Source organism: Falsihalocynthiibacter sp. SS001 (genome assembly GCF_042445055.1).
In the GTDB taxonomy this organism is placed as follows: Bacteria; Pseudomonadota; Alphaproteobacteria; order Rhodobacterales; family Rhodobacteraceae; genus Falsihalocynthiibacter.
Window position 1 is genome coordinate 2331319 of the sequence record NZ_CP170339.1, and the last position, 26789, is coordinate 2358107.

Consider the following 26789-nt stretch of genomic DNA (forward strand, 5'->3'; position numbering starts at 1 on the left):
TTTGCGGTTTCAGATCACCTTGCCGTCGAACAGCAAAGGATACCGAAATGACGTTAAAATACCTTCACACGATGGTGCGCGTAAAAAATCTCGAAACCTCAATGGCGTTCTATGAACTATTGGGCCTCAAAGAAACCAAGCGTTACGACAATGAATCTGGCCGCTTTTCCCTTATTTTCATGGCGCCAGAGGGGCAAGAAGAATGCCCGGTAGAGCTAACCTACAACTGGGACGGCGATGACGAACTCCCAAGCGATAGCAGACACTTCGGGCATCTGGCCTATGAGGTAGATGATATCTATGCCGTCTGCCAAAAGCTTCAGGACGCAGGTGTCATTATCAACCGCCCGCCCCGCGACGGCCACATGGCTTTTGTCCGCTCACCTGACAACATCTCGATCGAGTTGCTGCAAAAGGGTGAGAGCCTCGCTCCTGCCGAACCTTGGGCGAGCATGGAAAATACTGGCCACTGGTAAGCCCATCGAAGGTCCGCGCAGCTTGTTGTGCGGACCTTTTGCCTAGTAGATATATCTGATCTGATCGGTCCAATACCGTTCCACACGCCGCAGCGCCACATTGATATCTTCAATGCCCTCGGCCCCAAGCACACCTTTTTTCTCAAGCCCGTCTGCGTGACGCAGGAACAACTCGTTCACAACATTCCGAATGTGGCGTCCCTTTTCGGTCAGTCGCACACGCACAGAGCGGCGGTCAATCTCGCAGCGTTGATGGTGCATGTACCCCGTATCCACCAGTTTCTTGAGGTTATAGGACACGTTCGAACCCTGATAATAACCACGAGACTTCAACTCGCCCGCTGTGACTTCGTTTTCGCCGATGTTGAAGAGCAAAAGCGCCTGAACCGCATTAATATCCAGCACACCGACGCGCTCGAACTCGTCCTTAATAACGTCGAGCAATAGCCGATGAAGCCGCTCAACCAAGGCCAAAGCCTCAAGATAGCTCGGCATGAATCCCTGCGCTGACGGCAGTTCAAATTTAGTATGTAAACTCATCAATCTCTCCGCAAATAGCTCTTGAGAGAGACTTTGGCGGCAAAAGCCAAACATTCGGTTAAGCCATAAAAATTGAGAGAAAATTTTTTGGATTATTTCTTTAACGCATGCTGCGAAATCGTTGAAATCAAGTCCAAATACTGCTCAGGCGTCGGTGCTGATCCATTCACCCAAGTATAGAGTTCTTGATCGTTTTCCCACAACAGGGCGTCATAAATATCTAATTCCGCGGCGGTCAGCGTCGTTAATTCGGTGTCAGAGAATGGACCGAGAATCATGTCCATTTCCTTGGTACCTCTGCGCCAACTACGCATCTGCAACCGCTTGATCCGATTTTCGGGCGTTTCGTTCTGGGATTCTACGGTCACGGTTGGCTCCTAAATACTTGTGCGCACGCGCATGTCAGCCTAAGACATGGAACCGGCAGATACAAACCGGAGCCCCTCATGTCCAGCATTTCAGACGATTTTCTCTCAAAGACTCTCGCGCGGGTTAAACCCTCTCCAACCATTGCAGTGTCCAACCTCGCCGCCGAGCTAAAGGCCGCAGGTAAGGATGTCATTGGTCTGGGCGCAGGCGAGCCGGATTTCGACACGCCCCAGCATATCAAAGACGCAGGCATCGCCGCGATCAACGCTGGCAAAACCAAATATACCGCCGTGGATGGCATTCCAGAACTCAAATCCGCGATCTGCGCCAAGTTCAAGCGCGACAATGGCCTTACCTATGAAAACGCACAGGTCACCGTCGGAACCGGCGGCAAGCAGATCCTTTACAATGCGTTAATGGCGACCCTGAACGAAGGCGACGAAGTTATCATCCCCGCGCCCTATTGGGTTTCCTATCCCGATATGGTGCTCCTCGCGGGCGGAACTCCCGTCGCTGTCGAGGCTGGCATCGAGACAGGTTTCAAAATGACGCCTGAGCAACTCGAAGCGGCCATCACCCCCAAAACGAAATGGCTCATCTTTAACTCCCCGTCCAACCCAACGGGCGCGGGCTATTCTGCCGAGGAACTCAAGGGGCTGACGGATGTGCTTTTGCGCCATCCGCATGTCTGGGTGATGACCGATGACATGTACGAGCACCTCGTTTTTGACGACTTCAAATTCGCGACCCCCGCTGAGGTCGAGCCCAAGCTTTATGACCGCACGCTCACGTGCAATGGCGTCTCCAAGGCCTATGCGATGACGGGTTGGCGGATTGGCTACGCGGCGGGGCCAAAACCCCTTATCGCGGCAATGCGCAAAATCCAGAGCCAATCCACCTCTAACCCCTGCTCGGTTTCGCAATGGGCTGCGGTTGAGGCTCTGAATGGCACCCATGATTTCATCCACGAAAACAATGCTGTATTCCTGCGCCGCCGTAACCTTGTGGTTGAAATGCTGAACGCAGCAGAAGGCATCACCTGCCCCACCCCAGATGGCGCGTTCTATGTGTATCCGAACATCGCGGGCTGTATCGGCAAGACTTCCCCAGCGGGCGCGAAAATTACCGACGATCAGGCCTTCGCCACCGCACTCCTCGAGGAAACGGGTGTTGCGGTTGTGTTTGGTGCGGCCTTTGGACTTTCGCCAAACTTCCGCGTCAGTTACGCTACTTCCGACGAAGCCCTCAAAGAGGCCTGCAAACGGATTCAGTCGTTCTGTGCAGACCTGAAATAATAACAAGGACGGCCATGCCCGATCATCTTCCCGAGTACTACTTCAGAGTTCGCGAGAATGGCGCGGCGGTTTTTCGTCTAGACACCGAGAACCGCCAAAGCCGGATCGAGATGGATCAAATTGCGGTCGCCAATGTAAAGAACGGCGAGATTAAAGCGAACGGCGACCGCACACTTTCTGACCAAGATATCGAAACAATCCAGAACTGGATATCAGAGCGCCGTGCCCTTCTGGCGCAGCGCTCCATCGACGATATCCGCCGTTTGGTCGATCAGCTTAATCTCACGGCACAATGGGCCCAAAGCAAAGCAACCGACGCCGAGCTTGTGGAGCTCAACGACGATCTGCTTTTTGCCATGCACGATTTGCGCAGCGTCCTCGTCCGCAAGAAAGCCGACCGCATCCAAAAGGCGCGAGGCTCCTAGGCGGAGGTTTCAGGCGCCGCGGATTTGGCTGCGGCTTCGCTGATCTTGACCGAGCGCATCCAGAACCGCATCGACAGCAAGACAGCCGCCGCCGACAGGCCGATCACCAGCCCCATCCAAACGCCCTCCGCGCCATAGCGCTCCTCGGATCCGAGGTAATAACTCGCGGTCGCTCCCAGCCCCCAATAAGAGATAACAGCAATCCACATCGGCACGCGCGCATCCTGCAGCCCGCGCAGCAATCCAAGCGCCATCGCCTGCAATGCATCCGCAACCTGAAAAATCCCCGCCATAAACAAGAGTGTCGTCCCAATGGCGATAATCTCGGGTCGAAGCGGATCATCGGGCGCTACGAACGCACCTGCCAGCACCTCTGGGATCATCACAAACAACGCCACACCAAACAGCGACAACACAAAGGAAATCAGCGTGGCCACAAGCGCCCCGCGCCGCAAATGTGCCTCGTCGCCCATGCCATAGGCACGCCCCGCGCGCACGGTTGCCGCACTCGACAAACCCAAATGGATCATAAAGACAGCGCCCGACATCTGAAGCGCAATGCCATGCGCCGCCAGCGGTATCGTTCCAAGCCAGCCAATCATAATCGTCGCAAGATTAAACAGCCCGACCTCGGCCAATGCCGTAATCCCGATCGGAAATCCAAGCCGTACAACCTGCCAGAATGCTTCCCAATCCGACCGCCAAAACCGCGAGAAAAGAGCGTGCTCGGGCAAATAGCGCACCGCATAAATACCCATATAAAGCAGCAAGAGCGTGTTCACCCCAAGCGACGCAATCGCCGCCCCGCGGATACCCAATTCAGGCATCCCGAAGTTCCCGAAGATAAACAGATAGTTCAGCACAACGTTAAGAACGACTGCCGCAAGCGAGGCATAGAAAACCGTATTCGCACGCTCAAGCGCCGACAGATACATCCGCAAAACCGTAGACGCGAGCGCCATAAGCATACCGGGCGCTGAAATCCGCAAATAGGACTGCGCCGCCATCGCAAGCTCCGAATCTTGTCCCATCGCAATGAGAATCGGTGCCGAGAAAAACATCGGGATCATCACCGCAAAGGCATAGAACCCAACCGCCCACATTCCCATCCGCGTCACGCGGCGAATTTGTGTCGGATCATCCTGTGCATCCGCGGCCGCCACCAATGGCACCACCGCCGATGCAAAACCAGAACCCAAAATAAACAGAATAAACGCAAACGACGTCCCCAAAACCGATGCCGCCAAGGTCTCGACCGAGTACCACCCAAGCATCAGTGTATCGGTCATATGCACCGCAAATTGCGCCAACTGAGAACCGATTAGAGGAAGCCCCAAAAGGAGCACCGCGCGCGTGTGCCCGCCATATGATAATTCTTTTGCCATAATTCCGATTACGCTGCTTTCTGAGCATTTACAACGCTCATGAACCGCGCATTCCGACGCCCGCGCCTGTCACCCACGCCCGCCGCGCGGCCTCCGATAACCAATGCACCTGAAAACACAGGCCGCTCCTCTATGTGACCTTTTGGTAAACTTGCCCAAAAAAAGTGCAAACAACCTTTTGATAAATCGCCAATCTGGCGCAAACTCCTTCACACACACGAAAAACAGGAGCACGAAATGGAAGAAATTCTAACAGGTGTAAGCTGGCTCGCCGTCATCGTCGGCGCGGTTGTGTCGTTCTTGGTCGGCTGGCTTTGGTACTCTCCCAAGCTCTTCGGCACGAAATGGGCGGAGGGCGTAGGCGTAAATCTGGGTGACGCCAACGAAATGCCCAAGGCCGCAATGATAAGTCAATTCCTTGGCCTTTTCCTCATGAGTTGGTTCGTCAGCGTAACGGCGGCCTCAAACCTGCTGCTGACGGTCATTCTGGCGACAGTTGCATTTACGGTCATGGGCTACGCCGGCAACGCCTTCGCTGGTCACTCAAACTATGCTCGAAACGTAAACGCAGGATACTGGATCGTAGCGCTCGTTATCATGGTCATCTGCAACGGTATTTTCTGAATTAAATCAAAGGGGTTTCCGCCATGAAATCAGCGGGAAAACCAGCCAGACATTTGCTCCTTGTATCACCGTCCCGAACACTTATATTTTTGGGCGAAAGGCGGACCGTGAAATGAGCAATCCCTTTAGTTTCATAATCGATCGCGTGATCAACAAGGCCAAAGCCGAAGGCGAGTTTGATAACCTCCCAGGTGCGGGGAAGCCGCTTGATCTTGAGAAGATGGCCAAAAATCCGCCGATGAACACGATCCTCAAAAACTATAACGTCAAGCCCCCCGCCGTCGTCCTGAACCAACAAATTCAGGCAAGCTATGCTCACCTGAAAACCCTGACTGACCCCGACGAGCGCAAAGCCGAAATGAAGAAACTCGCGGATTTGCAGCTGCGTTATACCCTCCACCTCGAGGCGCATCGCAAGTACGGCTAACTTCCACCTGATTCCGCGTATAATATAGCGTCAAGCGCTTGCTTGCGCGCATCCCTGCTGTCACAATGATCTTCAACCAAAATCAACAATGAGCAGCGCACCATGGCCAGCGACCTCCTTTCAGGCTCCGAAAAAACCGAAAAAGACTACGATGCCTCCTCGATTCAGGTCCTCGAGGATATGGAGCACGTCCGCCTACGTCCGGGGATGTACATCGGCGGCATCGACGAGCGCGCCTTCCATCACCTCGTTGCGGAAATTGTCGATAACTCGATGGACGAAGCCGTCGCAGGCCACGCCACACGCATTGAGGTAGAGCTTCACGCCGACTACTCTGTCACCATCCGCGATAACGGCCGCGGCATCCCGATTGATCCGCACCCCAAAGACCCGACAAAAACTGCGCTCGAAATCATCTTCTGTACTTTGAACGCGGGCGGTAAATTCGGTGGCGATGCCTACGAAACATCCGGCGGTCTACACGGAGTTGGCTCCTCGGTTGTGAACGCGCTCTCCGATCACCTTCGGGTCGAAGTCGCCAAAAATCGCGAGCTCTACGCCATGGAGTTTTCGCGCGGCATCCCCAAAGGTCCGCTTGAGAAAATCGGCGCCGCCCCCAATCGTCGTGGCACGTCGGTTACGTTCCATCCTGATGCGGAAATTTTTGGCAGCCAGAAGTTCAAGCCCAAGCGCCTATTCCAAATGGCCCGCTCCAAGGCTTACCTTTTCTCGGGCGTCGAAATCCGTTGGAAATCGGCAATCGCCGACGGTGACACCCCCCAAGAGGCTACATTCCACTTCCCAGGTGGCCTCGCGGATTATCTCACCGAAACCCTCGGCGGCTCCTCGACCTACGCGGATGCGCCATTTGCGGGCAAGGTCTCCTTTCAGGAAAAATTCAACGTCCCCGGCTCGGTCGAATGGGCCATCAACTGGACCCCTGCGCGCGACGGTTTCATCCAATCCTATACCAACACCGTCCCAACCCCAGAGGGCGGTACGCACGTCGCTGGCTTCTGGGCCGCGATCCTCAAAGGAATCCGCGCATACGGCGAACTGGTTTCCAACAAAAAAGCCGCGCAGATTACCCGCGAAGACCTGATGGCGGGCGGCTGTGCCCTCGTGTCCTGCTTCATTCGTGATCCGCAATTCGTTGGCCAAACCAAGGACCGCCTCTCTACCGAAGCCGCACAGCGCATGGTGGAAAATTCTGTCCGCGATCACTTTGATAACTGGCTTGCCGCCGACACCAAAGCCGCTGGTGCAATCCTCGATTACCTTGTCCTGCGCGCCGAAGAACGTCTGCGCCGTCGTCAGGAAAAAGAAACCCAGCGTAAATCCGCAACCAAGAAACTGCGCCTTCCAGGTAAACTGACCGATTGTTCGACCAACACGCGCGAAGGTACCGAACTCTTTATCGTCGAGGGTGACTCTGCGGGCGGCTCTGCCAAAATGGCACGAGACCGCAAAACCCAAGCCCTCTTGCCGCTACGCGGGAAAATTCTCAACGTCCTTGGCGCCGCATCAAGCAAGATCGGCACCAATGCCGAAATCAACGACCTTGCTCAGGCGCTCGGCGTTGGACTGGGAAGCAAATTCAACGTCGATGACCTGCGTTATGAAAAAATCATCATCATGACCGATGCGGACGTCGACGGCGCGCACATCGCTTCACTGTTGATGACGTTCTTCTTTACGCAAATGCGCCCGATGATTGACGCGGGCCACCTCTATCTCGCCTGCCCGCCATTGTTCCGCATCGTTCAAGGTTCCGAACGCCGCTATTGCGTCGATGAGGCCGAGAAAGACGCGGCCCTTGAAAAAGGTCTCGGGGGCAAAGGCCAGATCAAGATTTCGCGCTTTAAGGGGCTTGGTGAAATGGATGCCAAAGACCTAAAAGACACAACAATGAATCCGGCTACCCGCAAACTCATCCGCGTCACAATCGACGAGGACGAACCCGGCGAAACAAGCGATCTCGTTGAGCGCCTCATGGGCAAAAAACCCGAAATGCGGTTCCAGTATATTCAGGAAAACGCACGCTTCGTCGAAGAACTCGACGTTTAACGAACAATGATATGACGGTGGACGTTCCCTACTGAAAAACACGTCCGCCGTCATTCAGAGAAGCGTCTTGGCATACTCTTCGAGTTGTGTCGCGACGGTGCCCCAACCGTCGAAAAACCCCATATCCTCATGTGTTTTACGCGCCTCTGGTGAACGGTGCCGTGCGGTCGCGGTATATGTCGTTCCGCCATTGCCATCGTCTTCAAACTCAACGATTGCCGTCATGAACGGATCTGCGGCGGGCTTCCATCCCTCGCTATAGGTATCGGTAAATACCAAGCGCCGACCGGGGACCACCTCAAGGAATACGCCCTCATTCGGGATATGGTTGCCGTCCACATTCATCACCATATTGAAGCGGCCGCCTACCCTAAGGTCGATTTCACAGGCCTCAATCGAATGCGGCTTTGGCATAAAGAAGTGCTTGATATGCTCTGGCGTTGTCCAGCATTCCCACAATAATTGGCGCGGCGCATTCAACGTGCGGGTAAAGGTCAGATCGGTATCAGGATCGAGTTTCATTTATTCCGTTCTTTCACTAAATTTGTGACGTATTCGTCGAAACGATCAAGGCGCGCGTCCCAAATATCGCGTTGTTCGCTCAGCCAGTCTTTAACCGGTTCAAATGCATCATCAGCAAGCGCACAAGTGCGCGTTCGCCCCTGTTTCTTGGACGTCAATAAGTCCAGCCGCTTCCAACTTCTTCAAGTGCTCCATGAACGACGGCAGCGCCATGTCATGAGGCTCCGCCAACTCGCTAACGCTCGCTTCTCCGCGCGATAGGCGGCTCAAGACTAAGCGCCGCGTTGGATCAGCAAGCGCTGTGAAACACACATCGAGTTTTGAATCATACTTAGCCATATACCTAAGTATTTCTGTCAAAAAAGCCATTTTCAATACAACTTAGGCAACACCCTAACCAACCTATCTCAAAATCATCTCGCCAACACGCACTCCTAACCTACCGCAACAGTCGGACAACCCTCCGCCAAGAATCATCCGCCTAATCGAAGTTAGGTGAAGAGAGTTACATATTCGTAAACTACGCGAACCGATGCGGCGGCAATTACGCCATTCTTCGGGGCGTGAAAGTTCACTACAAGAGCCAGAAAAATCACATGCGATTCATATGAAAAACATATGCTAATCTTACCCCTGTTTGAGCACCCCGCCCTCAAGACGAACCACGCGGTCCATCCGCGCTGCAAGTTCTGGATTATGGGTCGCGATCACGGCCGATAGGCCCTCGTCCCGCGCGAGATTCATGAGCCCTTCGAACACGACTTCTGCGGTTTCCGGGTCCAGATTCCCTGTGGGCTCGTCCGCCAACAACAGCTTTGGCGCATTCGCCAATGCACGGCAAAACGCGACGCGCTGTTGCTCTCCGCCTGACATTTCCGCGGGCCGATGCCCAGCGCGCGCCGCAAGGCCAACACTCTCCAAAAGCGCCATTGCACGCGCCTCTGCCTTGGCTTGCGAAACACCGTCAACCAATTGAGGAAGAACGATATTTTCCATTGCGGAAAACTCGGGCAAGAGGTGATGGAACTGGTAAACAAATCCCACTTCCGCCCGCCGAATGGCTGTTCTACGGCGATCCGATAGGCCCGCCACATCTTGGCCTGCGATCTTCACCGTGCCCGTTGTCGCGCTATCAAGGAGCCCCGCAATATGCAGAAGAGTCGATTTCCCCGCCCCCGATGGCGCAACCAAAGCAACAACTTCGCCGCGCTCAACGGTGATCTCGGCACCTGTCAGGACGTTGATCTCATTCGGTTTTCCAACGTTATACGACTTGGTAATCCCCGAAAGTTCCAGCACATTACTCATAGCGCAACGCCTCCACAGGGTTCATTCGCGCCGCTCTGCGCGCGGGGAAAATCGTTACAACACAAGACAATACAAGCGAAAGCGACACCGCCTTGACCACATCCTGCCACATCAATTTCGCAGGGAGCTTATAGATACCGCGCACCGATGCGTCCCAGACATCACCGCCCGAAGCACCATTCACAAAGGCCAATATCTGATCAAAGTACAGCGCGAACAAACACCCGATAATGACCCCGAAAATCGTACCAATAACGCCGACCAAAGCCCCGCAAATAAAGAAGACTCTCATGACCGACCCCTCGGTCAAACCCATGGTTCTAAGGATACCGATATCACGTCCTTTGTTCTTAACCAACATCACCAGACCTGAGACGATATTGAGGCTTGCGATCAAGACCAGCACTGACATCAAGACAAACATAACCGTGTCCTCAATCGCTAGCGCGCGCAGGAATCCCCCCGAACGATCCCGCCATGTCCAGAGCAGCGAACGCTCGCCAGCGGCGGCCAAAAGCTCGACCGACATATCGTCAATCGCCTCTGGATCTTCGACCATGACTTCAAGCTCGTCCGCCACACCCTCGCGGTTAAAGAAGCTCTGCGCCTCAGCGAACGGCATATATATCCTAACGTTATCAATGTCATAGCGACCCGCAGAGAAGATATAGACAACTTCATAGACGTTCACGCGCGGACTTGTGCCGAAGGCCGTTTTGACCCCGTTAGGCGAGATCAGCTTAATTGTATCCCCCAAGGAAAGGTTCAACGTCTGGGCCATTTCCTGCCCCACCGCGACACCCTCATTAAAACGCTTGATATCGCCCTTGGCGGTGCTGGGATTAGCGATGCGTGGGAGACCTGCGAAGTCTTCTTCGGAGATACCAAACACCTGTGCACCAGTGTTTTCATCGATATTGTTGGCCATCACGTTGCCGCGCACCAACGGCGCAACACGTGTGACGCCATCGACCTTGGAGATAGCCTCGGCGCGCGCAGCATAGTCCGGCATGACGCGTGTGGTTTGACCTGCCTCGTTCACCTCAAGCGCATTGTAAACCGTCACATGCGCGTTCGAGCCAAGGATCGTATCCACAAATTCCGCACGGAAACCCGCGCGCACGGCCATCGTGATGATCAGCGCAGCGACCGCCAATAGGATGCCGACCAAGCTGATCCATGTCATCACGCTCACGCCGCCATCGGCCCGGCGGGCGCGAAGATAGCGCCATGCAATCGTCCATTCAAAACGTGAGAAAGGGGCAGTTTGTTGCGCCACGGCGGGCTCCTCAATGACGGTCGAAGAACGGGCCAGACATTTGCCTGACCCGCTATTGTTTAGTGTGCCGCGTAAATTTCGACGACCTTGGCAATTGCCGCTTCTGGTGAAAGCTCTTCACTCTCGCCGGTCTTACGGCTTGTAAGCTCAACCACACCATTTTTCAGGCCGCGCGGACCAACAGTGATACGCCATGGCAAACCGATAAGGTCCATCGTCGCGAATTTACCGCCAGCGCGCTCTTTGCGATCATCGTACAGCGGGTCCAGTCCGGCTTTTACGAAAGCTTTGTAGAGGTCCTCGCATGCTGCGTCTGCGGCATCGTCTCCCTGCTTGAGGTTCACGATACCAACGTGGAACGGTGTAACACCCTCTGGCCAAATGATACCCTTGTCGTCATGGCTCGATTCAATAATCGCGCCCAAGAGGCGGCTAACACCAATGCCGTGGCTGCCCATGTGTACGGGAACTTGCTTCTGATCTGCGTCAACGACCGTTGCGCCCATGCTCTCGGAATACTTGGTGCCAAAGTAGAAGATTTGGCCAACCTCGATGCCACGTGCAGTGGCGCGGCGCTCCTCGGGGATTTCGTTGAACAGAGCTTCGTCGTGCGTTTCGTCGGTACGGGCATAGCGCGAGGTAAATTCCTGTAGCACTGCTTCGCATTCTTCTACGCTGTCAAAATCGATCTTGCGATCGCCAAAGGTCAGGTCCGTCACTTGGCTGTCATAGAACACTTCGCTCTCGCCTGTTTGGGCCAGTACAAGGAACTCGTGAGTATAGTCGCCGCCAATCGCACCACCATCAGCGCGCATCGGGATCGCCTTGAGGCCCATGCGTTCGTAGCTGCGCAAATACGTTACCAAGTGGCGGTTGTAAGCGTGCAGCGCGTCTTCTTTGGTGAGGTCAAAGTTATAGCCGTCTTTCATCAAAAACTCGCGCCCCCGCATCACGCCGAAACGCGGACGGATTTCATCGCGGAACTTCCACTGAATTTGATAGAGCGTTAGCGGCAGGTCCTTGTAGCTATTTACATGCGCGCGGAAAATATCCGTGACCGCTTCTTCGTTAGTCGGACCATAGAGCATGTCGCGGCCGTGGCGGTCGCTGATGCGCAGCATTTCTTCGCCGAATGCATCGTAACGCCCGCTTTCGCGCCACAAATCAGCGGATTGTACGGTGCTCATAAGGATTGGAATGTGGCCAGCTTTGGCTTGTTCCTCATGGACGATCTGCTCGATTTTGCGCAGCACCTTCAAACCAAGCGGAAGCCAGTTATAGATACCGGCGGCGGATTGCTTGATCATCCCTGCGCGTAGCATATAGCGATGGCTCGCGATTTGGGCCTCTGCGGGTGTCTCTTTGAGGACGGGCATGAAATAACGGGATAAGCGCATGTACGAGCTCTTTTGCTAAATTTCGATCCAATATGCTCTATGCCAATCCGACCTTACGTTCAATGGCCCACAGGCGCGCAATCGATATGCTGCGCGCTGAAACGCTTGAATCTATGTGAGTGATGCGCAACATAGGGTGAAAGCAAAGGGATACTTATGATCGACAGCTCGCAACAGATCAAATTCTGGACCATATTCACCGTAATCTTCATGGTCGCGCTGTGGTACCTTGGGGATGTGCTCTTGCCGTTCATTTTGGGGGGCGCGATTGCGTACTTCCTTGATCCTTTGGCGGATCGGCTTGAGAAATTAGGCCTGTCGCGTGCGGCCTCGACCGCAGTGATTACCCTTATAGCGGTTATTGTGTTCATCCTTATGGCGCTCCTCATAATCCCTGCACTCATTAATCAAATTGCGGACCTTGTTGACGCAGCACCCGATTATTTCGGCAACCTTCAGGCATTTGTAAAAGAGCGCTTCCCTGACCTTGCAGATCGTGAAAGCACTGTTCGCCAGTCGCTTCAATCCCTTGGCGAGACCGTCAAATCCAAGGGTGGTGCATTGCTGGAGGGCGCGTTGGTTTCGGCGCTTTCGATCGTGAATATCGTTGTGCTCTTGGTTCTGGTTCCTGTGGTCGCGTTCTACTTGTTGTTGGATTGGGACAATATGGTCGCCAAGATCGACTCGCTTCTGCCACGTGAGTACGCCCCCACAATCCGTCACCTTGCGTCAGAGATCGACAAGACCCTCGCCAGTTTTGTGCGCGGTCAAGGTACCGTTTGCCTTATCCTTGGCACGTATTATTCCGTCGCGCTTATGCTTGCAGGGCTTCAGTTTGGCTTTGCTGTCGGGTTCATCGCCGGAGCACTTACGTTCATTCCATATGTCGGCGCGCTTATTGGCGGGACATTGGCGATCGGGCTTGCGCTGTTCCAGTTCTGGGGCGAGTGGAGTTCGATCGCGATTGTCATTGCGATCTTTGCCTCTGGTCAGGTCATTGAAGGGAACATCCTTACGCCCAAGTTGGTTGGCTCATCTGTCGGATTACACCCTGTCTGGCTGATCTTTGCACTGTCTGTATTTGGCTCGCTTTTCGGTTTTGTCGGGATGTTGGTTGCGGTTCCCGTTGCCGCAATGCTGGGCGTATTTGCACGCTTCTTTACACAAAAATACACCGAAAGCCGCCTATACAAAGGTACGCACGACGACTACGAAGAGAGCGAAAATGACACAACAGCTGACGCTTGATCTTCCTGTCAAAACGGCACTGGGACGCGAGGACTTCTTCGTCGCGCCTTCCAATACGCTTGCGCAGGAAACACTTGCCGCGCCACAGGATTGGCCGATGGGCAAGATGGTTCTCTGTGGTGCCAGTGGCGCTGGTAAAACGCATCTTGCGCATGTTTGGGCCGCTGACACGGGTGCACAGATTATACCTGCGGACCGCCTCTTCGAACTTGATATCGCAACACTCACCAAAGGCCCATTGGCCGTTGAGGATGCCGATGCGGTTGCCGGAAATGCCGCGTTAGAGCAGCACCTTTTCCACCTACACAACCTGATGCTGTCGAATGGGCAGTACCTGCTGCTCTCGGCGCAATCCGCACCGAGCCGCTGGAACCTCGCCCTACCCGATTTGCGTAGCCGCATGGAAGGCACGGCCGTCACGTGGATCGAGTCTCCCGATGATATGTTGCTTACGGTTGTGCTTCTCAAACACTTTAACGATCTGCAAATCCACGTCGCACCTGAGGTTGTGGACTATATTATTAAACGCACCCCGCGCTCGCTTGGATTTATTCGCGAACTCACCGACGCCCTAAACCAAGAGGCACTGCGCGAGAAGCGGCCCATTACCCGCGTACTGGCGGGTAAAACTCTTGATGCTCTGGACAAGAAGCACCCAGAGACCGCATAACGTCACTTTAACGTTACATTTTACCCCTAGAGCGTTCGTATGAATGAATGTGATTTCCTGACCGCCCCATTTCCCGAGCCTGTTGTGCCCGAACCCGAAGAGTTTGACGGGCCACACCGGTTCATCAACCGCGAGCTATCGTGGCTGGCGTTCAACTGGCGGGTGCTTGAAGAAGCAGATAACCCTAAAGTGCCGCTGCTTGAACGGCTTCGCTTTTTGTCGATCTCGGCGACGAACCTTGATGAATTCTACACCGTCCGCGTTGCAGGCCTTCGTGAGCTTGCCCTTGCTGGCAACACAACGCCCGCCGCCGATGGGCTGACACCTGCAGAGCAGCTTGTGCTGATCCATCAGGATACGCACGCCCTTCTGAAACGGCAGCAGGATTCGTGGAACACCCTAAAGTCCGAGATGACTGAAGAGGGTATTCATGTTCTGCAAAACTCAGAGCTGTCGTCCGAGGATAAGAAATTCCTCAAAATCTACTTTGTCAGTCAGGTCTTCCCTGTTCTGTCGCCGCTGGCGATTGATCCTGCGCACCCGTTTCCCTTCATCCCCAATACGGGCTTCTCACTCGCGCTTCAGCTAGAGAGCAAAGAAACAGGCCGCGTGCTCAAGGCGCTCTTGCCGATCCCCGCGCAGATTCCTCGGTTTGTGTCCCTGCCGAGCGAAAGCGAAGAGTTTCGTTTCCTGCCAATGGAAGAGTTGCTGCTCTTGCATCTCGATAGCCTGTTTCCCGGTTACAAGACCAAGGGAAGCTGCGTGTTCCGTGTCCTTCGCGACAGCGACCTAGAGGTCGAGGACGAGGCCGAAGACCTTGTACGGGAATTCGAAGTTGCCCTAAAGCGCCGCCGCCGTGGTGAGGTTATTCGCCTCAAGATTTCCTCGAACGCGCCAACGGCGCTAAGCAAGCTGATCATGGACGAGCTGCACGTCTCGGAAGAAGAAGTTGTTGAAACGACCGGGCTTCTTGGGCTTGGGGATTTGAGCGAGTTGGTCATCGACGATCGGCGCGACCTCTTGTGGCCCAATTTCACTCCACGCGTACCAGAACGCGTGCAGGATCATGACGGCGATATGTTTGCGGCTATCCGTCAAAAAGATATGCTGCTGCACCACCCTTATGAGACCTTCGATATGGTCGTGCGTTTCCTAGAACAGGCTGCCCGTGATCCCAACGTCGTCGCAATCAAACAGACCCTCTATCGCACCAGTCGTAAGTCTCCGATTGTCGAAGCACTCTGCGAAGCTGCGGATATGGGAAAATCGGTTACCGCGCTTGTAGAGCTAAAGGCACGTTTTGATGAGGCCGCTAACATTCGCCAGTCACGCAGGTTGGAGCGCGCCGGCGCGCATGTGGTGTACGGGTTTATTAACTATAAAACCCACGCGAAAATTAGCACCGTGGTCCGCCGCGAAGGTGACCAGCTTGTGACGTATACCCACTATGGTACGGGGAACTATCACCCTATAACCGCCCGAATCTATACAGATCTGTCGTTCTTTACCTGTGATCGCGCCCTCGGAAGCGATGCAACGAAGGTCTTCAACTATCTGTCGGGATATGCGCAACCAGAAGGGCTTGAGAACCTCTCAATCTCCCCTCTCACGTTGAAATCCACGCTTCTCGCCAATATCGAGCGCGAGGCCGAATATGCCAAGGAAGGCAAGCACGCCGAGATTTGGGGTAAAATGAACGCGGTTGTCGACCCCGACGTGATTGATGCGCTCTATGCTGCTTCGCAGGCTGGTGTGAAAATCAACCTTGTTGTGCGCGGTATCTGTTGTTTGCGCCCAGGTATCAAAGGTCTGTCCGAGAATATTCGCGTCAAATCAATCGTTGGTCGTTTTCTGGAGCACTCGCGTATTGTCTGCTTCGGGAATGGACACAAACTCCCGAGCAAGAAGGCAGAGGTCTATATTTCTTCGGCTGATTGGATGGGACGAAACCTTGTGCGGCGTGTCGAGACTTTGGTCCAGATCACAAATCCAACGGTAAAGGCCCAGATCGTTAGTCAAATCATGGCTGCCAACATGGCCGACACCGCCCAAAGCTGGATACTTGCGCCGGACGGAACCTTTAATCGTCCGCTGCTTCCGGATGATGTTACGCCGTTTAATTGCCATCGTTTTTTCATGGAGAACCCCTCCCTGTCTGGACGCGGTAAGGCCGGCGCGGCGGACGTCCCCGAATTAGCACATTCCGACGATTGACAAACTGCACAATCCGAAGGCACAGTGCCTCAGGATTGAAGGAGATAGGCATGAGCGACGCCGATTTGGCCGATAAGAATTGGGGCCCCTTCGGACGACCGCTGTTTGACGATCCATCTGCGCGCGCTCTAAGCCGCGTAGGAGTCGTCGATGTCGGGTCAAACTCGGTCCGCATGGTTGTGTTTGACGGCGCGGCACGTAGCCCCGCCTATTTCTACAACGAAAAAATAATGTGCGGCCTTGGGGCTGGTCTTGGTGAAACGGGACGCCTGAACCCTGAAGGTCGCCAACGCGCCCTCGCCGCAATAAAACGTTTTCAGATGTTGGCGAAGGGGATGAACATCGTACCGCTGACAGCCGTCGCCACGGCCGCGGTGCGTGAGGCGGAGGACGGCCCTGAGTTTCGGGAGGAGATAACTCGGGAGACTGGCCTCCGCCTATTTGTTATCGACGGCGCAGAAGAAGCGCGCCTCTCGGCCCAAGGTGTATTGCTCGGCTGGCCCACCGCTAAGGGGCTGGTGTGCGACATCGGCGGCTCTTCCATGGAGCTTGCAGAACTGACGTCAAAAGGTGTCGGGCATTGCGTTTCAAGTGATCTTGGCCCGCTAAAGCTCAAGGCCATCAAGGGCAAAGCCAACCGCAAAAAGCACATCAAAGAAGTGATCGAGCGGCTGCATGCCTCCATGCCCAGCACGGACAAGCGCCTGTTCTTGGTTGGTGGTTCATGGCGTGCGATTGCACGTATTGATATGGATCGTCGCGGCTATCCGCTCTCGGTGCTGCACGAATACCGCATGACACCGAAAGCCGTGATCGCGACCGCAAAATGGATCGCGGAAAACGACGTCACCGAACTGAGCGCCCGCACAGGGACGTCCGCCGAACGCATGGCGCTTGTGCCCCTTGCTTGTCAGGTCCTTAAGCAGTTGCTGCGCACGTTCAAACCCAAGGAAATCGCGATCTCGAGTTACGGTATTCGCGAAGGGATGCTCTATGAGCAAATGCCCGAGAAACTGCGGCACCGCGACCCATTGATTGAGGCCTGCCGCTTTGCAGAAGCCAAAGATGCGCGCTCGCCTGGTTTTGGCAAGGAGCTCTATGGCTTTGTTTTGCCGCTGTTCCGCAATTCATCTGATGACACCAAGCGTTTGGTGAAGGCCGCGTGCCTCTTGCATGATGTCACATGGCGTGCCCACCCCGATTTCCGCGCAGAGGTCTGTTTCGATAACGCAACACGGGCCAACTTGGGCGGATTAACACACCGCGAGCGGGTGTTTTTGGGCCTTGCCCTACTGCATCGCTATAAGAACAAGAGCGAAGGAACGCGATTTGAGCCACTATTCGAGATGCTCTCGGCCACGCAGATGAAAGACGCTGAGGTTTTGGGCAAAGCCATGCGATTTGGCGCGATGTTCTGGGTGAAAAGCCCAAGCGAAGTCGGAAGCCTCAAGCATTACCCCAAGAAAAAGCTACTCGAACTGAACCTATTCGAAGGTGCGCAGGACTTGTTCGGAGAGGTTGCCTCGGCGCGGTTCACATCCCTTGCCATCGCTCTTGAGGCCGAAACAAGCGTGCAGATCAAACAGAGCTAGAGGTCAACTTCGCCTTCTTTCAGCGGCTTGTTACGTCGAATAATGATATCGCCGTTGGGCAACATTTCAGGCGTGTCGTAGTTGCGGAAATCGTCGACCATACCCAGAAGATCCAGAATTTTAGGGCGCAGTTCCTCGCCTATTCCATTCAAATCATCAAGCGCTGGCCCGATTTCCGAGAATAGCTCCTGAAACAAAAGCTCCATACCCTCCTGCAAGAGGTCCGTTCCGGATCTCTCTGGCGGCTCTTGTGAAGCCACTGGAAACGCAAAGAAAATCGCGCCTGCAAGTGCAAAGATGTGCTGTTTCATAACGCTAGTATAGCCGAAATTTTACGATTCTATAACTGTTAAAGGTCTATATCCAAAGAGACCGGAAAATGATCCGATGCCGTTAGCAACGCGTCCCGCAGCGGTGGCGTCTTATAAATCTCTGGATCGTCGAACGGATGCCAGATGCGCCACTGCGGCTCAATTTTACGAAGACGGTTCGGCACCATGATGTAATCCAGCAGCGAACCAAAGAAGCGTTTCTTGTGGGCCAGATAAAAGCGGGATGTGGTCGGAAGCGCTCCGAGGCGATTGCTTAGGCCAAGGCTTGCGTGTGGATCATATAGGCGCCGCTCGCCTTCCTCTCCCAATACGATTTCGACACCCGAGCGCCCGAAGAGCTTTTCATACTCGTCCAGCCCCGGCCCGTCGTTAAAATCACCTAAGACGATCACATCCTCATCGAGGGCAAAATGCTCATCCACCCGATGGCGCAGCCATATACACTGCGCCAGTTGCTTGCGGCGATTGGCAATTGCGATGCGTGCTTCCTCGACCTTGGACTTGGCGCCATAGGGGGCCTTGGACTTGGCGTGCACACCAATCAGGCGCACATCATTCCCGTTCTTGGTGCGAAGCGCGATTTCAAGTGGCGGCTTAGAAAATTCGATCTCGTCCTGCATCCCATCAACATCGATATCGAGGCGGAAAGCTTGATCGAATGGCGGCGAGATCGGAGCTTCACCGCCGCGCGGGCTGTGTTCTGCGGTAACGGTCTTGGGGTCGTACAGGAGCGCAATCTCTTGCTGGGTCGTGTTCCCATAGCCGACGACAACTTTGTTCGCTCGCAAGCCATAGCGTTCAGCGAAATTTTCCAGTGCGATCGTTGTCGAGCGCCTCGAACTGTTTTCAGGCGCTTCGATTATCATCACCGCATCGGCGTCTAGCGCGCGGAAAACAACGCCAAGCGCATCTATCTGCTCTCGGCGTGATGTCTCGTAACGTTTCGAAGGGTGATCATCGTATAACAGATTGTCATCTTTACCAAAAAGCTCTGAAAACCACTCGGTATTATACGTCACCAAACGCATTATGCCGCGTCCACTTTTAGCTCTTCCCAAGCGCGATTAATCGCGATCAGGCGTCTTTCAGCGAGCTTGATTGCCTCAGGGGGAACCCCGCGGGCGGCCATTCGGTCAGGGTGGGTTTCACGCACCAATTTGCGCCACGCCGCGCGGATTTCTTGTGGTGTCGATGATGGCGAAACGCCGAGAACCTCATAGGGGTCCGGCTCTGCATCAGGTACAAAACGCGCGCGCAAACTCTTGAATTCGCGCGGCGGAATATCGAAAATCTCAGCGACTTCCAGAAGGAACGCATCTTCGGCAGGATGATAAACCCCATCAGCAACCGCGATATAAAACAGCCCCTCCATCAAGTCCGAGAGTGCGTCGTGATTATTGCGAAACATGCGCTTAATGCGGCGGGCGTAATCCTCGAAACCGGCCGTATCCGTACGCGCAAGATTAAATACGCGCGCGGCGTTGGCTTCGTCGGTTTGCTCGATATGAAACACCTCGCGAAAGGCCGTCACCTCATCCTTGGTGACCTGTCCGTCAGCCTTGGCCATTTTCGCCCCGAGCGCAATTACAGCAATCGTAAAACCAATGCTCCGCTCGGGCGGAGCACTAAGGCGATCAAACACCGCCGAGAGGCTTTCACCTTGGGACAAAGCCGACAATGCATCGGCAATACGGGACCAAATCGACATAAAACAAACCTAACAGCGCAACCGTAAAATGTCAGTTGTTAAAGTCTCTTTTGCATAAGAACAAGGTCGAACCAACGCCCGAATTTATGCCCGACTTCGGGCAGGCGCGTGTATTCAACATACCCCATCGCCGCATGAAAGCGGATCGCATTGGCGTTCTCGCCCGATACCCCCGCGATCATTGAGTGCATTTCGCGTGTTCGGGCGTGGCTTTCAACGGCTTCGAGCAAGTGGCGGCCAACGCCTCGACCCCGCGCAGCAGGCGCCAAGATAATTGTGTGTTCGACCGTAAACCGATATCCCACTCCTCCACGAAATTGCCCGTAGGTCGCAAATCCAAGGAGGTTAGTACCCTCAACGGCGATCAAGAACGGCTCGGCGTTTGCGGCTTTCTGCGTAAGCGTTTCTTGAACATCCTGCGGGGATTTTTCCTGAGAGTTAAAGGTAAAAATGCTCTCACGGATAACGGGATTCCAGATATCGAGGATCGCGGGAATATCATCCGCCGTTGCTTCACGGATCATCTCAGAACCTTTGTGCCGCTAGGGGTTGCTAACTCAAGCTCGAACCCTACCTCGCCTTTTACAAACTCGGCGAGCTTATCCCCGCCCAATGGTTCGAGCGCTGCGGCACAGGCGGCGGCATCGGGGTTAAACACGCGCAGGCTCTTTAGGCGCACGTCGGTATCATCCAATAGTGGTGCAGGATGGGCATCGCCATGCCACTGAATAAGCGCGGGAAAACCGCCCGAGAACGGCAGCTTTCCGTCCTTTGGCACCGCCATGTCCCACCGAAATGCGTTGCGCTCAAACGCCATCGGTTCACCAGTATTCGCAGGCGACTTGGCCAAACAACCACTAAGATCACCGGTGCGGCAGATCCAGTTGGTTACGCGCGGTGTGCCCGCAAAACCATCAAGATCAAACCATCGCGGGTAGTTGGGCGACGTGGCATCTGGATCAATCGCGATAACCTCGAGATAGATACTCGGACCAAGAGAAAGCAGGCGGTTATGCGTCCCCATCTTAGGATGGTAACCAATCGCGCCCATTTTGACGCCGAGCGTATCTTCGACATATGCAACGCCATCGGCAAGGCGCGCGCAGGAAATGGCGAAATGGTCAATTTCGAGGTTCGGCATCTTGCGTCCTAGGTGCTTTTCGACGAAGGGTGGATTATCTCTAGGATTTTCTGCGCGGCTTGTGGAATATTCGTTCCGGGTCCAAAAATCGCCTTCACGCCAGCTTTATAGAGATAGTCATAGTCCTGCTGTGGAATAACGCCTCCGCAGATAACAATAATATCCTCGGCACCTTGCGCCTTCAGAGCGGCCACCAGTTTAGGGGCAAGTGTTTTGTGGCCTGCTGCTTGGCTGGATATCCCGACGATATGCACGTCATTGTCGATGGCATCCTGCGCCGCTTCTTCTGGCGTTTGAAACAACGGGCCGACATCAACGTCAAACCCGATATCCGCAAAGGCCGTAGCGATGACCTTGGCGCCGCGATCATGCCCGTCCTGCCCCATTTTCACAACGAGCATACGCGGGCGGCGACCCTCCTCTTGTGCGAACTCCTCGACTGATTTCTGAATGGCCTCAAAGCCCTCATCCCCTTCGTAGGCCGCGCCATAGACCCCTGCGAGGGTTTTGATCTCGGCGCGATGGCGACCGAATGCTTTCTCCATTGCCATTGACATTTCTCCTACCGTGGCGCGCGCGCGAGCGGCCTCAACGGCCAGCGCGAGCAGATTTCCGTCACCTGATTTCGCCCCCTGCTCAAGCGCCGCGAGGGCGCCTTCACATGCGGCGGCATCCCTGCTTGCGCGGATACTGGCAAGCTGCGCCACCTGCCCTTCGCGAACAGCGACATTATCGACATCAAGGATTTCGATCTCGTCCTCTTGGTCCAGACGGAACTTATTGACGCCAACGATAACTTCATCGCCACGATCAACGGCGGCCTGACGGCGGGCGGCGGCTTCTTCGATCTTGAGTTTGGGCATGCCCGTTGCGACGGCTTTGGTCATTCCGCCCAACTCGTCGATTTCCTCAATCAACTTCCACGCTTCGTCCGCCAGATCAGAAGTCAGTTTTTCAACATAATAAGAGCCCGCAAGCGGATCGACCACATTCGTGACGCCGGTTTCATTCTGAAGAATAAGCTGTGTATTACGCGCAATGCGGGACGAAAAATCTGTCGGGAGCGCGATAGCTTCGTCGAAACTGTTGGTGTGCAGAGACTGCGTACCGCCAAGCACCGCGCTCATGGCCTCATAGGCTGTTCGCACGATGTTATTGTAAGGATCTTGCTCCTGAAGGCTCACTCCAGAAGTCTGGCAGTGTGTGCGCAGCATCAGCGAGTTGGGCTTCTTGGGCGCGAACTCGGACATAATTTTATGCCAAAGGAATCGGGCCGCGCGCAGCTTGGCCGCCTCCATAAAGAAGTTCATACCAATCGCGAAGAAAAACGACAGTCGCGGGGCAAAATCATCGACATCCAAGCCCTTGGCGATTGCGGCCTTCACGTATTCCTTGCCGTCCGCCAGGGTAAACGCAAGCTCCTGCACAAGGTTCGCGCCTGCTTCCTGCATGTGATAACCCGAAATCGAAATCGAGTTGAACTTGGGCATTTCGCGGCTGGTGTAATCAATGATGTCACTGACAATTCGCATGCTGGGTTCGGGTGGATAAATATAGGTATTGCGCACCATGAACTCTTTAAGAATGTCATTCTGGATGGTTCCAGAAAGCGCGCTGCGGTCTACGCCCTGCTCTTCTCCGGCGACGATAAAGCTCGCCAAAATCGGGATAACCGCTCCGTTCATTGTCATGGACACGCTGACCTGATCAAGCGCGATCCCGTCGAACAGAACCTTCATATCTTCAACGGAATCTATGGCTACGCCCGCTTTGCCCACGTCACCTTCGACGCGCGGATGGTCGCTGTCATATCCGCGATGCGTGGCCAAATCGAAGGCAACGGACACACCCTGCTGCCCCGCGGCCAATGCCTTGCGGTAGAATGCGTTACTTTCCTGGGCCGTCGAAAAACCCGCATACTGACGGATCGTCCATGGGCGGCCAGCATACATTGTCGCGCGTGGGCCGCGGGTAAATGGCGCCTGCCCTGGCATGCCGCCAAGATGCTCCAGACCCTCAGTATCCGCGCCGGTGTAGACGGGCTTAACATCGATCCCTTCGGGTGTGTGCCACGTCAATTCGTCCACAGAACGACCGCGCAATTCCTTCGCAGCGAGATCCGACCACGTCTTCTTGTCATCTGTCATTCAAGTGTCCTCCATTATGCGCACGACCTACCCAAATCAGGGATGGCGATAACCGGTGATAAAAACCGTGTGTATCCGCCGCCTTCCCCTGTGCAAATCCACATTGGGTGCCTATATTCAATAAGAACGGAAAGGCATGTATGCGATTTTTAATTTTGATTTTCATAGGGATATTCGGGGCGTCCTCGGCCACCATGGCCCAAGACGCACCGCCCTTTGTTCCGATTCCCGCACAGGATGTTACGCTGGACGAATTCACGTGGAACGCGCGTCCCGTGCTGTTATTTGCGGGCCATCCCCAAGATCCCCAGATCCTGCGACAGTTGGAGCTCTTGGCCGAACAATGGCCTGCGCTCGCGGAGCGTGATGTTGTTGTGATCGTCGATACGGATCCAAACTCCGAGAGTGACGCCCGCCTCCAGATTCGCCCGCATGGTTTCATGATGGTCTTGTTGTCGAAGGACGGCAAAGTCGCCCAACGCAAGCCCCACCCATGGAGCGCCCGAGAGTTAATTCGCGCGATTGATAAGATGCCGCTGCGTATCCAAGAAGAGAAAGAGCGCCGCTTTCTCAACCCGAGACCTATAGAATAGGCGCGCCGCACCCTACTCGAACTCCATAATCACGTCATCCACAGCAAGGCTATCGCCCTTGGCGGCGTTGATTTTGGTGACTACGGCGGTTTTCTCGGCCCGCAAGATGTTCTCCATCTTCATTGCCTCAACCGTGCAGAGCGCTTGCCCTTCGTGAACTTTGTCACCCTCGCTTACGTTCACAGAAACAATCAGGCCCGGCATCGGACAAAGCAGCAACCGCGATGTATCTGGAGCCAATTTCTCAGGCATAAGTTGCGCAAGCTCTGCTTGACGGGGCGTGCGAATACGCAATTTCAGATCGGCTCCGCGGCTGCGGATCCGGAAGCCGGACGTGATCTTGTCCACTTTCAGGATCAGTTCGCTTCCATTGATAGTGAGGCGTGCAAGGCTATCGCCCGGTCTCCAGTCACTTTCGACGCGCAGGGTTTCACCATCACCGAATGTCACATCCGCGCCTTTGGGGTCGGCAGAGATTGAGACGGGATAGTGATACTCCCCCGCCTGAACGACCCATTCCTGACCGACGGTACGTTCGTGATTGTCCATCCGCCCCGATACCCGAGTGCGTCTGATTTCGGCCACCCGATACATCGCACATGTTGCCGCCGCGATCTGACGAAGTGCGGCCTCGTCCAGTTCGACACCATGAAAGCCATCTGGGTACTCTTCTTCGATGAAAGCGGTTGTGATATCGCCCGAAACGAATTTCGGATGATCCATCACTGCCGCTAGAAACGGAAGGTTATGCCCGATTCCCTCGACCTCAAAACTATCAAGCGCGACGCGCATCGCCTCGACTGCTGCATCGCGGGTTGGCGCCCACGTACAGAGCTTCGCAATCATCGGGTCGTAGTACATGCTGATCTCGCCGCCCTCATAAACGCCCGTATCATTGCGAACGATTACGGCGTCTTGGGATACCTCGGCGGGTGGCCGATAGCGGCTTAGACGTCCAATCGCAGGAAGGAAACCACGATATGGATCCTCCGCGTATAGCCTGCTCTCAATTGCCCAGCCGTCACGCTTTACGTCACTCTGCGCAAGGGTCAGTGCCTCGCCGTAAGCAACACGGATCATCTGCTCAACAAGGTCTACACCCGTAATAAGTTCGGTAACGGGATGCTCCACCTGAAGGCGGGTGTTCATTTCGAGGAAATAGAAATTGCGTTCGCCGTCGACGATAAACTCGACGGTACCTGCGCTTGTATATCCCACGGCCTGCGCTAGCGCGACCGACTGCGCCCCCATCGCGGCGCGTGTCTCCTCGTCAAGGAACGGGCTCGGCGCCTCTTCGATGACCTTCTGATTGCGACGCTGAATCGAACATTCCCGCTCATTCAGATAGATAGCATTCCCATGACTATCTGCGAGCACCTGAATTTCGATGTGACGCGGCTGTGTTACGAATTTCTCGATGAAAATGCGATCATCACCAAAGCTGTTGGCGGCCTCGTTCTTGCTGGACTGAAAACCCTCTCGCGCTTCTTGATCGTTCCACGCGATGCGCATCCCTTTACCGCCGCCGCCCGCACTGGCCTTAATCATCACGGGATAGCCGACCTCATTTGAAATCTTCACGGCCTCATCAGCGTCAGCGATCAGCCCCATGTACCCCGGAACGGTCGAAACACCTGCTTCTTGGGCGATTTTCTTACTGGTGATCTTGTCGCCCATACTCTCGATCGCACCCGCAGGTGGGCCGATAAAGGCAACGCCGATTTCCGCCAGTGCTTCGGCAAACAACTTGTTTTCGCTTAAGAAACCATAACCCGGATGCACGGCATCCGCGCCTGTTTCTTTTACAGCCGCAATAACCTTGTCGATGACAATATACGACTGATTTGCGGGCGCAGGACCGATATGAACGGCCTCATCTGCCATCTGAACATGAAGCGCGCGACGGTCGGCATCAGAGTAAATCGCAACCGTTTTGATCCCCATTGCCCGTGCTGTTTTGATAACACGACAGGCGATTTCACCACGGTTTGCTATGAGGATTTTCTTGAACATCGGTTTTCCCTATTCCTAGCCGTTCTAATTGGCCGCAGCCATTGCAGACCACGGCGAAACGCCAAAAACACCACCCGAGCGCATGTCGGGCAGTGTGAATTTCATCTGAGTTTTTGAGGAGGCTAGCGCGCTAGCAAAGTCCCGCGTCACGGCAAAGCGCGCCACCAGCGGCCCCCAATGCTGCGCCACCAACGACGCTTCCGCCTGCGGCACCTGCAACGAGACCGCCCGCGACCGCCCCAGCGCCCGCGCGCTGTGCATCACTATGGAAGCACCCTGCCAAAGCTGTGACAAAGATAAGTGGAAGTATGATTTTTGGACTGCGCAAGATGATTGCCCTCGTTCGTTTCGTGTTTTTGTGGAGTTTAGGTTTTTGGCTTGGCCACCATTCCGACCTGCCCGTAGTGCAGTTGCGTTAGTCCCAAAAATGGGCTCGACCTGGGGAAAGCCGAGCCCAGAAGGGGAAGGGTAACGCATGTTCTGCGCTGCGGTGAACAAGGAAATAAGGCTGCTCACCGTACGAACACTTTGCCCGAACACGTAAAACGAGAATACCCCAATACGGCACAACCCATTGTTTTGAGCCGAAACTTGCCGAATTTGAAATGGGGTAAGCAACATAACGCCTAAAACCCGTCTTCTTGTTCGTCAAAATCGTCTTGTGGCCCGAACGCATCAGGGAAGTTCGCCCGTGCAACGCCTTCGTTGATAACCAAAAGCGCTTCATAACTTGCAGGGTCAAACGGATCTTCGGCGGCAATTACTTCGCGCCCGAACAGCCAGCCTAGGCGGCCTGCATCCAGATTCCCGCGCTCAAACGGTTCATCTCCGAAATATGTCCAGAGCGCTTCCATAAAGGCTGCATCTGCCCGGCGGTCGGCTGGGCGACGGTCTGCGTAACGCTCGCGCGCGGTCAGAGGGGTCGCCCCCTTCTTGTTGTCGCGTCGAATCGTGAATTGAAAGTCGGTGCCGGTCAGACGGCTCGGAAAACCGCGATGTTTTAGCATGGTAGCCCCT

At 54.8% G+C, this 26789-nt stretch carries 28 protein-coding genes; 11 read left to right on the forward strand and 17 right to left on the reverse strand.

Annotation, left to right across the window (positions count from 1 at the left end; all coding sequences use genetic code 11):
- The first annotated feature begins 47 nt into the window (after positions 1-47).
- Complete coding sequence (locus ACFE33_RS11175; RefSeq protein ID WP_380053311.1) at positions 48-476, forward strand: VOC family protein; 429 nt, start codon at positions 48-50, stop codon at positions 474-476.
- A gap of 42 nt (positions 477-518) precedes the next feature.
- Here the strand turns inward: ACFE33_RS11175 and ACFE33_RS11180 are convergent, their stop codons facing one another.
- Both ACFE33_RS11180 and ACFE33_RS11185 read right to left on the reverse strand, forming a co-directional pair.
- Positions 519-1016: a MarR family winged helix-turn-helix transcriptional regulator gene (locus tag ACFE33_RS11180; RefSeq protein WP_380053313.1), complete on the reverse strand. Its 498-nt coding sequence runs from the start codon at positions 1014-1016 to the stop codon at positions 519-521.
- Between the two features lie 92 nt (positions 1017-1108).
- Positions 1109-1384: a succinate dehydrogenase assembly factor 2 gene (locus ACFE33_RS11185; protein WP_380053315.1), complete on the reverse strand. Its 276-nt coding sequence runs from the start codon at positions 1382-1384 to the stop codon at positions 1109-1111.
- A 78-nt stretch (positions 1385-1462) separates the two neighbouring features.
- Here ACFE33_RS11185 and ACFE33_RS11190 point away from each other — a divergent pair, with 78 nt between their 5' ends.
- Both ACFE33_RS11190 and ACFE33_RS11195 read left to right on the forward strand, forming a co-directional pair.
- Entirely contained in the window at positions 1463-2680 is a 1218-nt protein-coding gene (locus tag ACFE33_RS11190) for a pyridoxal phosphate-dependent aminotransferase (RefSeq protein WP_380053317.1), read from the forward strand.
- A 14-nt stretch (positions 2681-2694) separates the two neighbouring features.
- Positions 2695-3105 (forward strand): hypothetical protein, encoded by a 411-nt coding sequence (locus ACFE33_RS11195; protein WP_380053319.1) that lies wholly within the window; start codon positions 2695-2697, stop codon positions 3103-3105.
- On the opposite strand, the gene ACFE33_RS11200 is transcribed toward ACFE33_RS11195, so the two are convergent.
- The gene (locus tag ACFE33_RS11200; protein ID WP_380053321.1) at positions 3102-4490 is read right to left on the reverse strand and encodes an MATE family efflux transporter; all 1389 of its coding nucleotides are present in this window, start codon (positions 4488-4490) and stop codon (positions 3102-3104) included. The genes ACFE33_RS11195 and ACFE33_RS11200 overlap by 4 nt on opposite strands.
- A 237-nt stretch (positions 4491-4727) precedes the next feature.
- On the opposite strand from ACFE33_RS11200, the gene ACFE33_RS11205 reads away from it, so the two are divergent.
- From ACFE33_RS11205 to parE, 3 genes are all read left to right on the forward strand, one after another.
- Entirely contained in the window at positions 4728-5114 is a 387-nt protein-coding gene (locus ACFE33_RS11205) for a DUF1761 domain-containing protein (RefSeq protein ID WP_380053323.1), read from the forward strand.
- A gap of 112 nt (positions 5115-5226) precedes the next feature.
- Positions 5227-5541, forward strand: coding sequence for a DUF1992 domain-containing protein (locus ACFE33_RS11210; RefSeq protein WP_380053325.1), 315 nt, complete (start codon positions 5227-5229; stop codon positions 5539-5541).
- A gap of 102 nt (positions 5542-5643) precedes the next feature.
- Entirely contained in the window at positions 5644-7608 is a 1965-nt protein-coding gene (gene parE / locus ACFE33_RS11215) for a DNA topoisomerase IV subunit B (RefSeq protein WP_380053327.1), read from the forward strand.
- A gap of 54 nt (positions 7609-7662) precedes the next feature.
- Here parE and ACFE33_RS11220 read toward each other — a convergent pair whose 3' ends face one another.
- The 5 genes from ACFE33_RS11220 to proS form a co-directional block, all read right to left on the reverse strand.
- On the reverse strand, positions 7663-8130 hold the full coding sequence (locus ACFE33_RS11220) for an SRPBCC family protein (protein WP_380053330.1): 468 nt from the start codon (positions 8128-8130) through the stop codon (positions 7663-7665).
- Between the two features lie 111 nt (positions 8131-8241).
- Entirely contained in the window at positions 8242-8499 is a 258-nt protein-coding gene (locus ACFE33_RS11225; RefSeq protein ID WP_380053333.1) for an ArsR/SmtB family transcription factor, read from the reverse strand.
- A gap of 258 nt (positions 8500-8757) precedes the next feature.
- Positions 8758-9438, reverse strand: coding sequence for an ABC transporter ATP-binding protein (locus tag ACFE33_RS11230; RefSeq protein ID WP_380053336.1), 681 nt, complete (start codon positions 9436-9438; stop codon positions 8758-8760).
- Positions 9431-10717: a lipoprotein-releasing ABC transporter permease subunit gene (locus ACFE33_RS11235; protein WP_380053338.1), complete on the reverse strand. Its 1287-nt coding sequence runs from the start codon at positions 10715-10717 to the stop codon at positions 9431-9433. The genes ACFE33_RS11230 and ACFE33_RS11235 overlap by 8 nt, the downstream gene beginning before the upstream one ends.
- Positions 10718-10776: 59 nt before the next feature.
- On the reverse strand, positions 10777-12114 hold the full coding sequence (gene proS, locus ACFE33_RS11240) for a proline--tRNA ligase (RefSeq protein ID WP_380053340.1): 1338 nt from the start codon (positions 12112-12114) through the stop codon (positions 10777-10779).
- Between the two features lie 156 nt (positions 12115-12270).
- Between proS and ACFE33_RS11245 the strand changes: the two genes are divergently transcribed.
- Genes ACFE33_RS11245 through ACFE33_RS11260 form a run of 4 tightly spaced genes read left to right on the forward strand, consistent with a single transcriptional unit; the run spans position 12271 to position 17838 of the window.
- Positions 12271-13362: an AI-2E family transporter gene (locus ACFE33_RS11245; RefSeq protein ID WP_380053343.1), complete on the forward strand. Its 1092-nt coding sequence runs from the start codon at positions 12271-12273 to the stop codon at positions 13360-13362.
- Entirely contained in the window at positions 13340-14032 is a 693-nt protein-coding gene (locus ACFE33_RS11250) for a chromosomal replication initiator DnaA (RefSeq protein WP_380053346.1), read from the forward strand. The genes ACFE33_RS11245 and ACFE33_RS11250 overlap by 23 nt, the downstream gene beginning before the upstream one ends.
- Before the next feature lie 39 nt (positions 14033-14071).
- A complete protein-coding gene (locus ACFE33_RS11255; RefSeq protein WP_380053348.1) occupies positions 14072-16246 on the forward strand; it encodes an RNA degradosome polyphosphate kinase in 2175 nt (724 codons plus the stop codon).
- A gap of 50 nt (positions 16247-16296) precedes the next feature.
- Positions 16297-17838 (forward strand): Ppx/GppA family phosphatase, encoded by a 1542-nt coding sequence (locus ACFE33_RS11260; protein ID WP_380053351.1) that lies wholly within the window; start codon positions 16297-16299, stop codon positions 17836-17838.
- Here ACFE33_RS11260 and ACFE33_RS11265 read toward each other — a convergent pair.
- The 6 genes from ACFE33_RS11265 to scpA are packed head-to-tail and all read right to left on the reverse strand — an operon-like array spanning position 17835 to position 23166.
- Positions 17835-18149 carry a hypothetical protein gene (locus ACFE33_RS11265; RefSeq protein ID WP_380053354.1) on the reverse strand — a complete coding sequence of 105 codons (315 nt, stop codon included), beginning with the start codon at positions 18147-18149 and terminating at the stop codon, positions 17835-17837. The two genes, ACFE33_RS11260 and ACFE33_RS11265, sit on opposite strands and share 4 nt — an antisense overlap.
- A gap of 38 nt (positions 18150-18187) precedes the next feature.
- Positions 18188-19198: an endonuclease/exonuclease/phosphatase family protein gene (locus ACFE33_RS11270; protein WP_380053356.1), complete on the reverse strand. Its 1011-nt coding sequence runs from the start codon at positions 19196-19198 to the stop codon at positions 18188-18190.
- Entirely contained in the window at positions 19198-19878 is a 681-nt protein-coding gene (locus ACFE33_RS11275) for a TerB family tellurite resistance protein (protein ID WP_380053359.1), read from the reverse strand. Before ACFE33_RS11275 ends, ACFE33_RS11270 begins: the two co-directional genes overlap by 1 nt.
- Positions 19879-19916: 38 nt before the next feature.
- A complete protein-coding gene (locus ACFE33_RS11280; RefSeq protein ID WP_380053362.1) occupies positions 19917-20402 on the reverse strand; it encodes a GNAT family N-acetyltransferase in 486 nt (161 codons plus the stop codon).
- Positions 20399-21019, reverse strand: coding sequence for a VOC family protein (locus ACFE33_RS11285; RefSeq protein WP_380053365.1), 621 nt, complete (start codon positions 21017-21019; stop codon positions 20399-20401). Before ACFE33_RS11285 ends, ACFE33_RS11280 begins: the two co-directional genes overlap by 4 nt.
- An 8-nt stretch (positions 21020-21027) precedes the next feature.
- Positions 21028-23166: a methylmalonyl-CoA mutase gene (gene scpA / locus ACFE33_RS11290; RefSeq protein ID WP_380053368.1), complete on the reverse strand. Its 2139-nt coding sequence runs from the start codon at positions 23164-23166 to the stop codon at positions 21028-21030.
- 140 nt (positions 23167-23306) lie between these two features.
- On the opposite strand from scpA, the gene ACFE33_RS11295 reads away from it, so the two are divergent.
- A complete protein-coding gene (locus tag ACFE33_RS11295) occupies positions 23307-23759 on the forward strand; it encodes a DUF4174 domain-containing protein (protein ID WP_380053370.1) in 453 nt (150 codons plus the stop codon).
- Between the two features lie 12 nt (positions 23760-23771).
- Here ACFE33_RS11295 and ACFE33_RS11300 read toward each other — a convergent pair whose 3' ends face one another.
- From ACFE33_RS11300 to ACFE33_RS11310, 3 genes are all read right to left on the reverse strand, one after another.
- Positions 23772-25772 carry an acetyl-CoA carboxylase biotin carboxylase subunit gene (locus tag ACFE33_RS11300; RefSeq protein WP_380053373.1) on the reverse strand — a complete coding sequence of 667 codons (2001 nt, stop codon included), beginning with the start codon at positions 25770-25772 and terminating at the stop codon, positions 23772-23774.
- A gap of 130 nt (positions 25773-25902) precedes the next feature.
- Complete coding sequence (locus tag ACFE33_RS11305; protein ID WP_380053376.1) at positions 25903-26100, reverse strand: hypothetical protein; 198 nt, start codon at positions 26098-26100, stop codon at positions 25903-25905.
- 298 nt (positions 26101-26398) lie between these two features.
- On the reverse strand, positions 26399-26779 hold the full coding sequence (locus ACFE33_RS11310; RefSeq protein WP_380053378.1) for a hypothetical protein: 381 nt from the start codon (positions 26777-26779) through the stop codon (positions 26399-26401).
- Between the last annotated feature and the right edge of the window lie 10 nt (positions 26780-26789).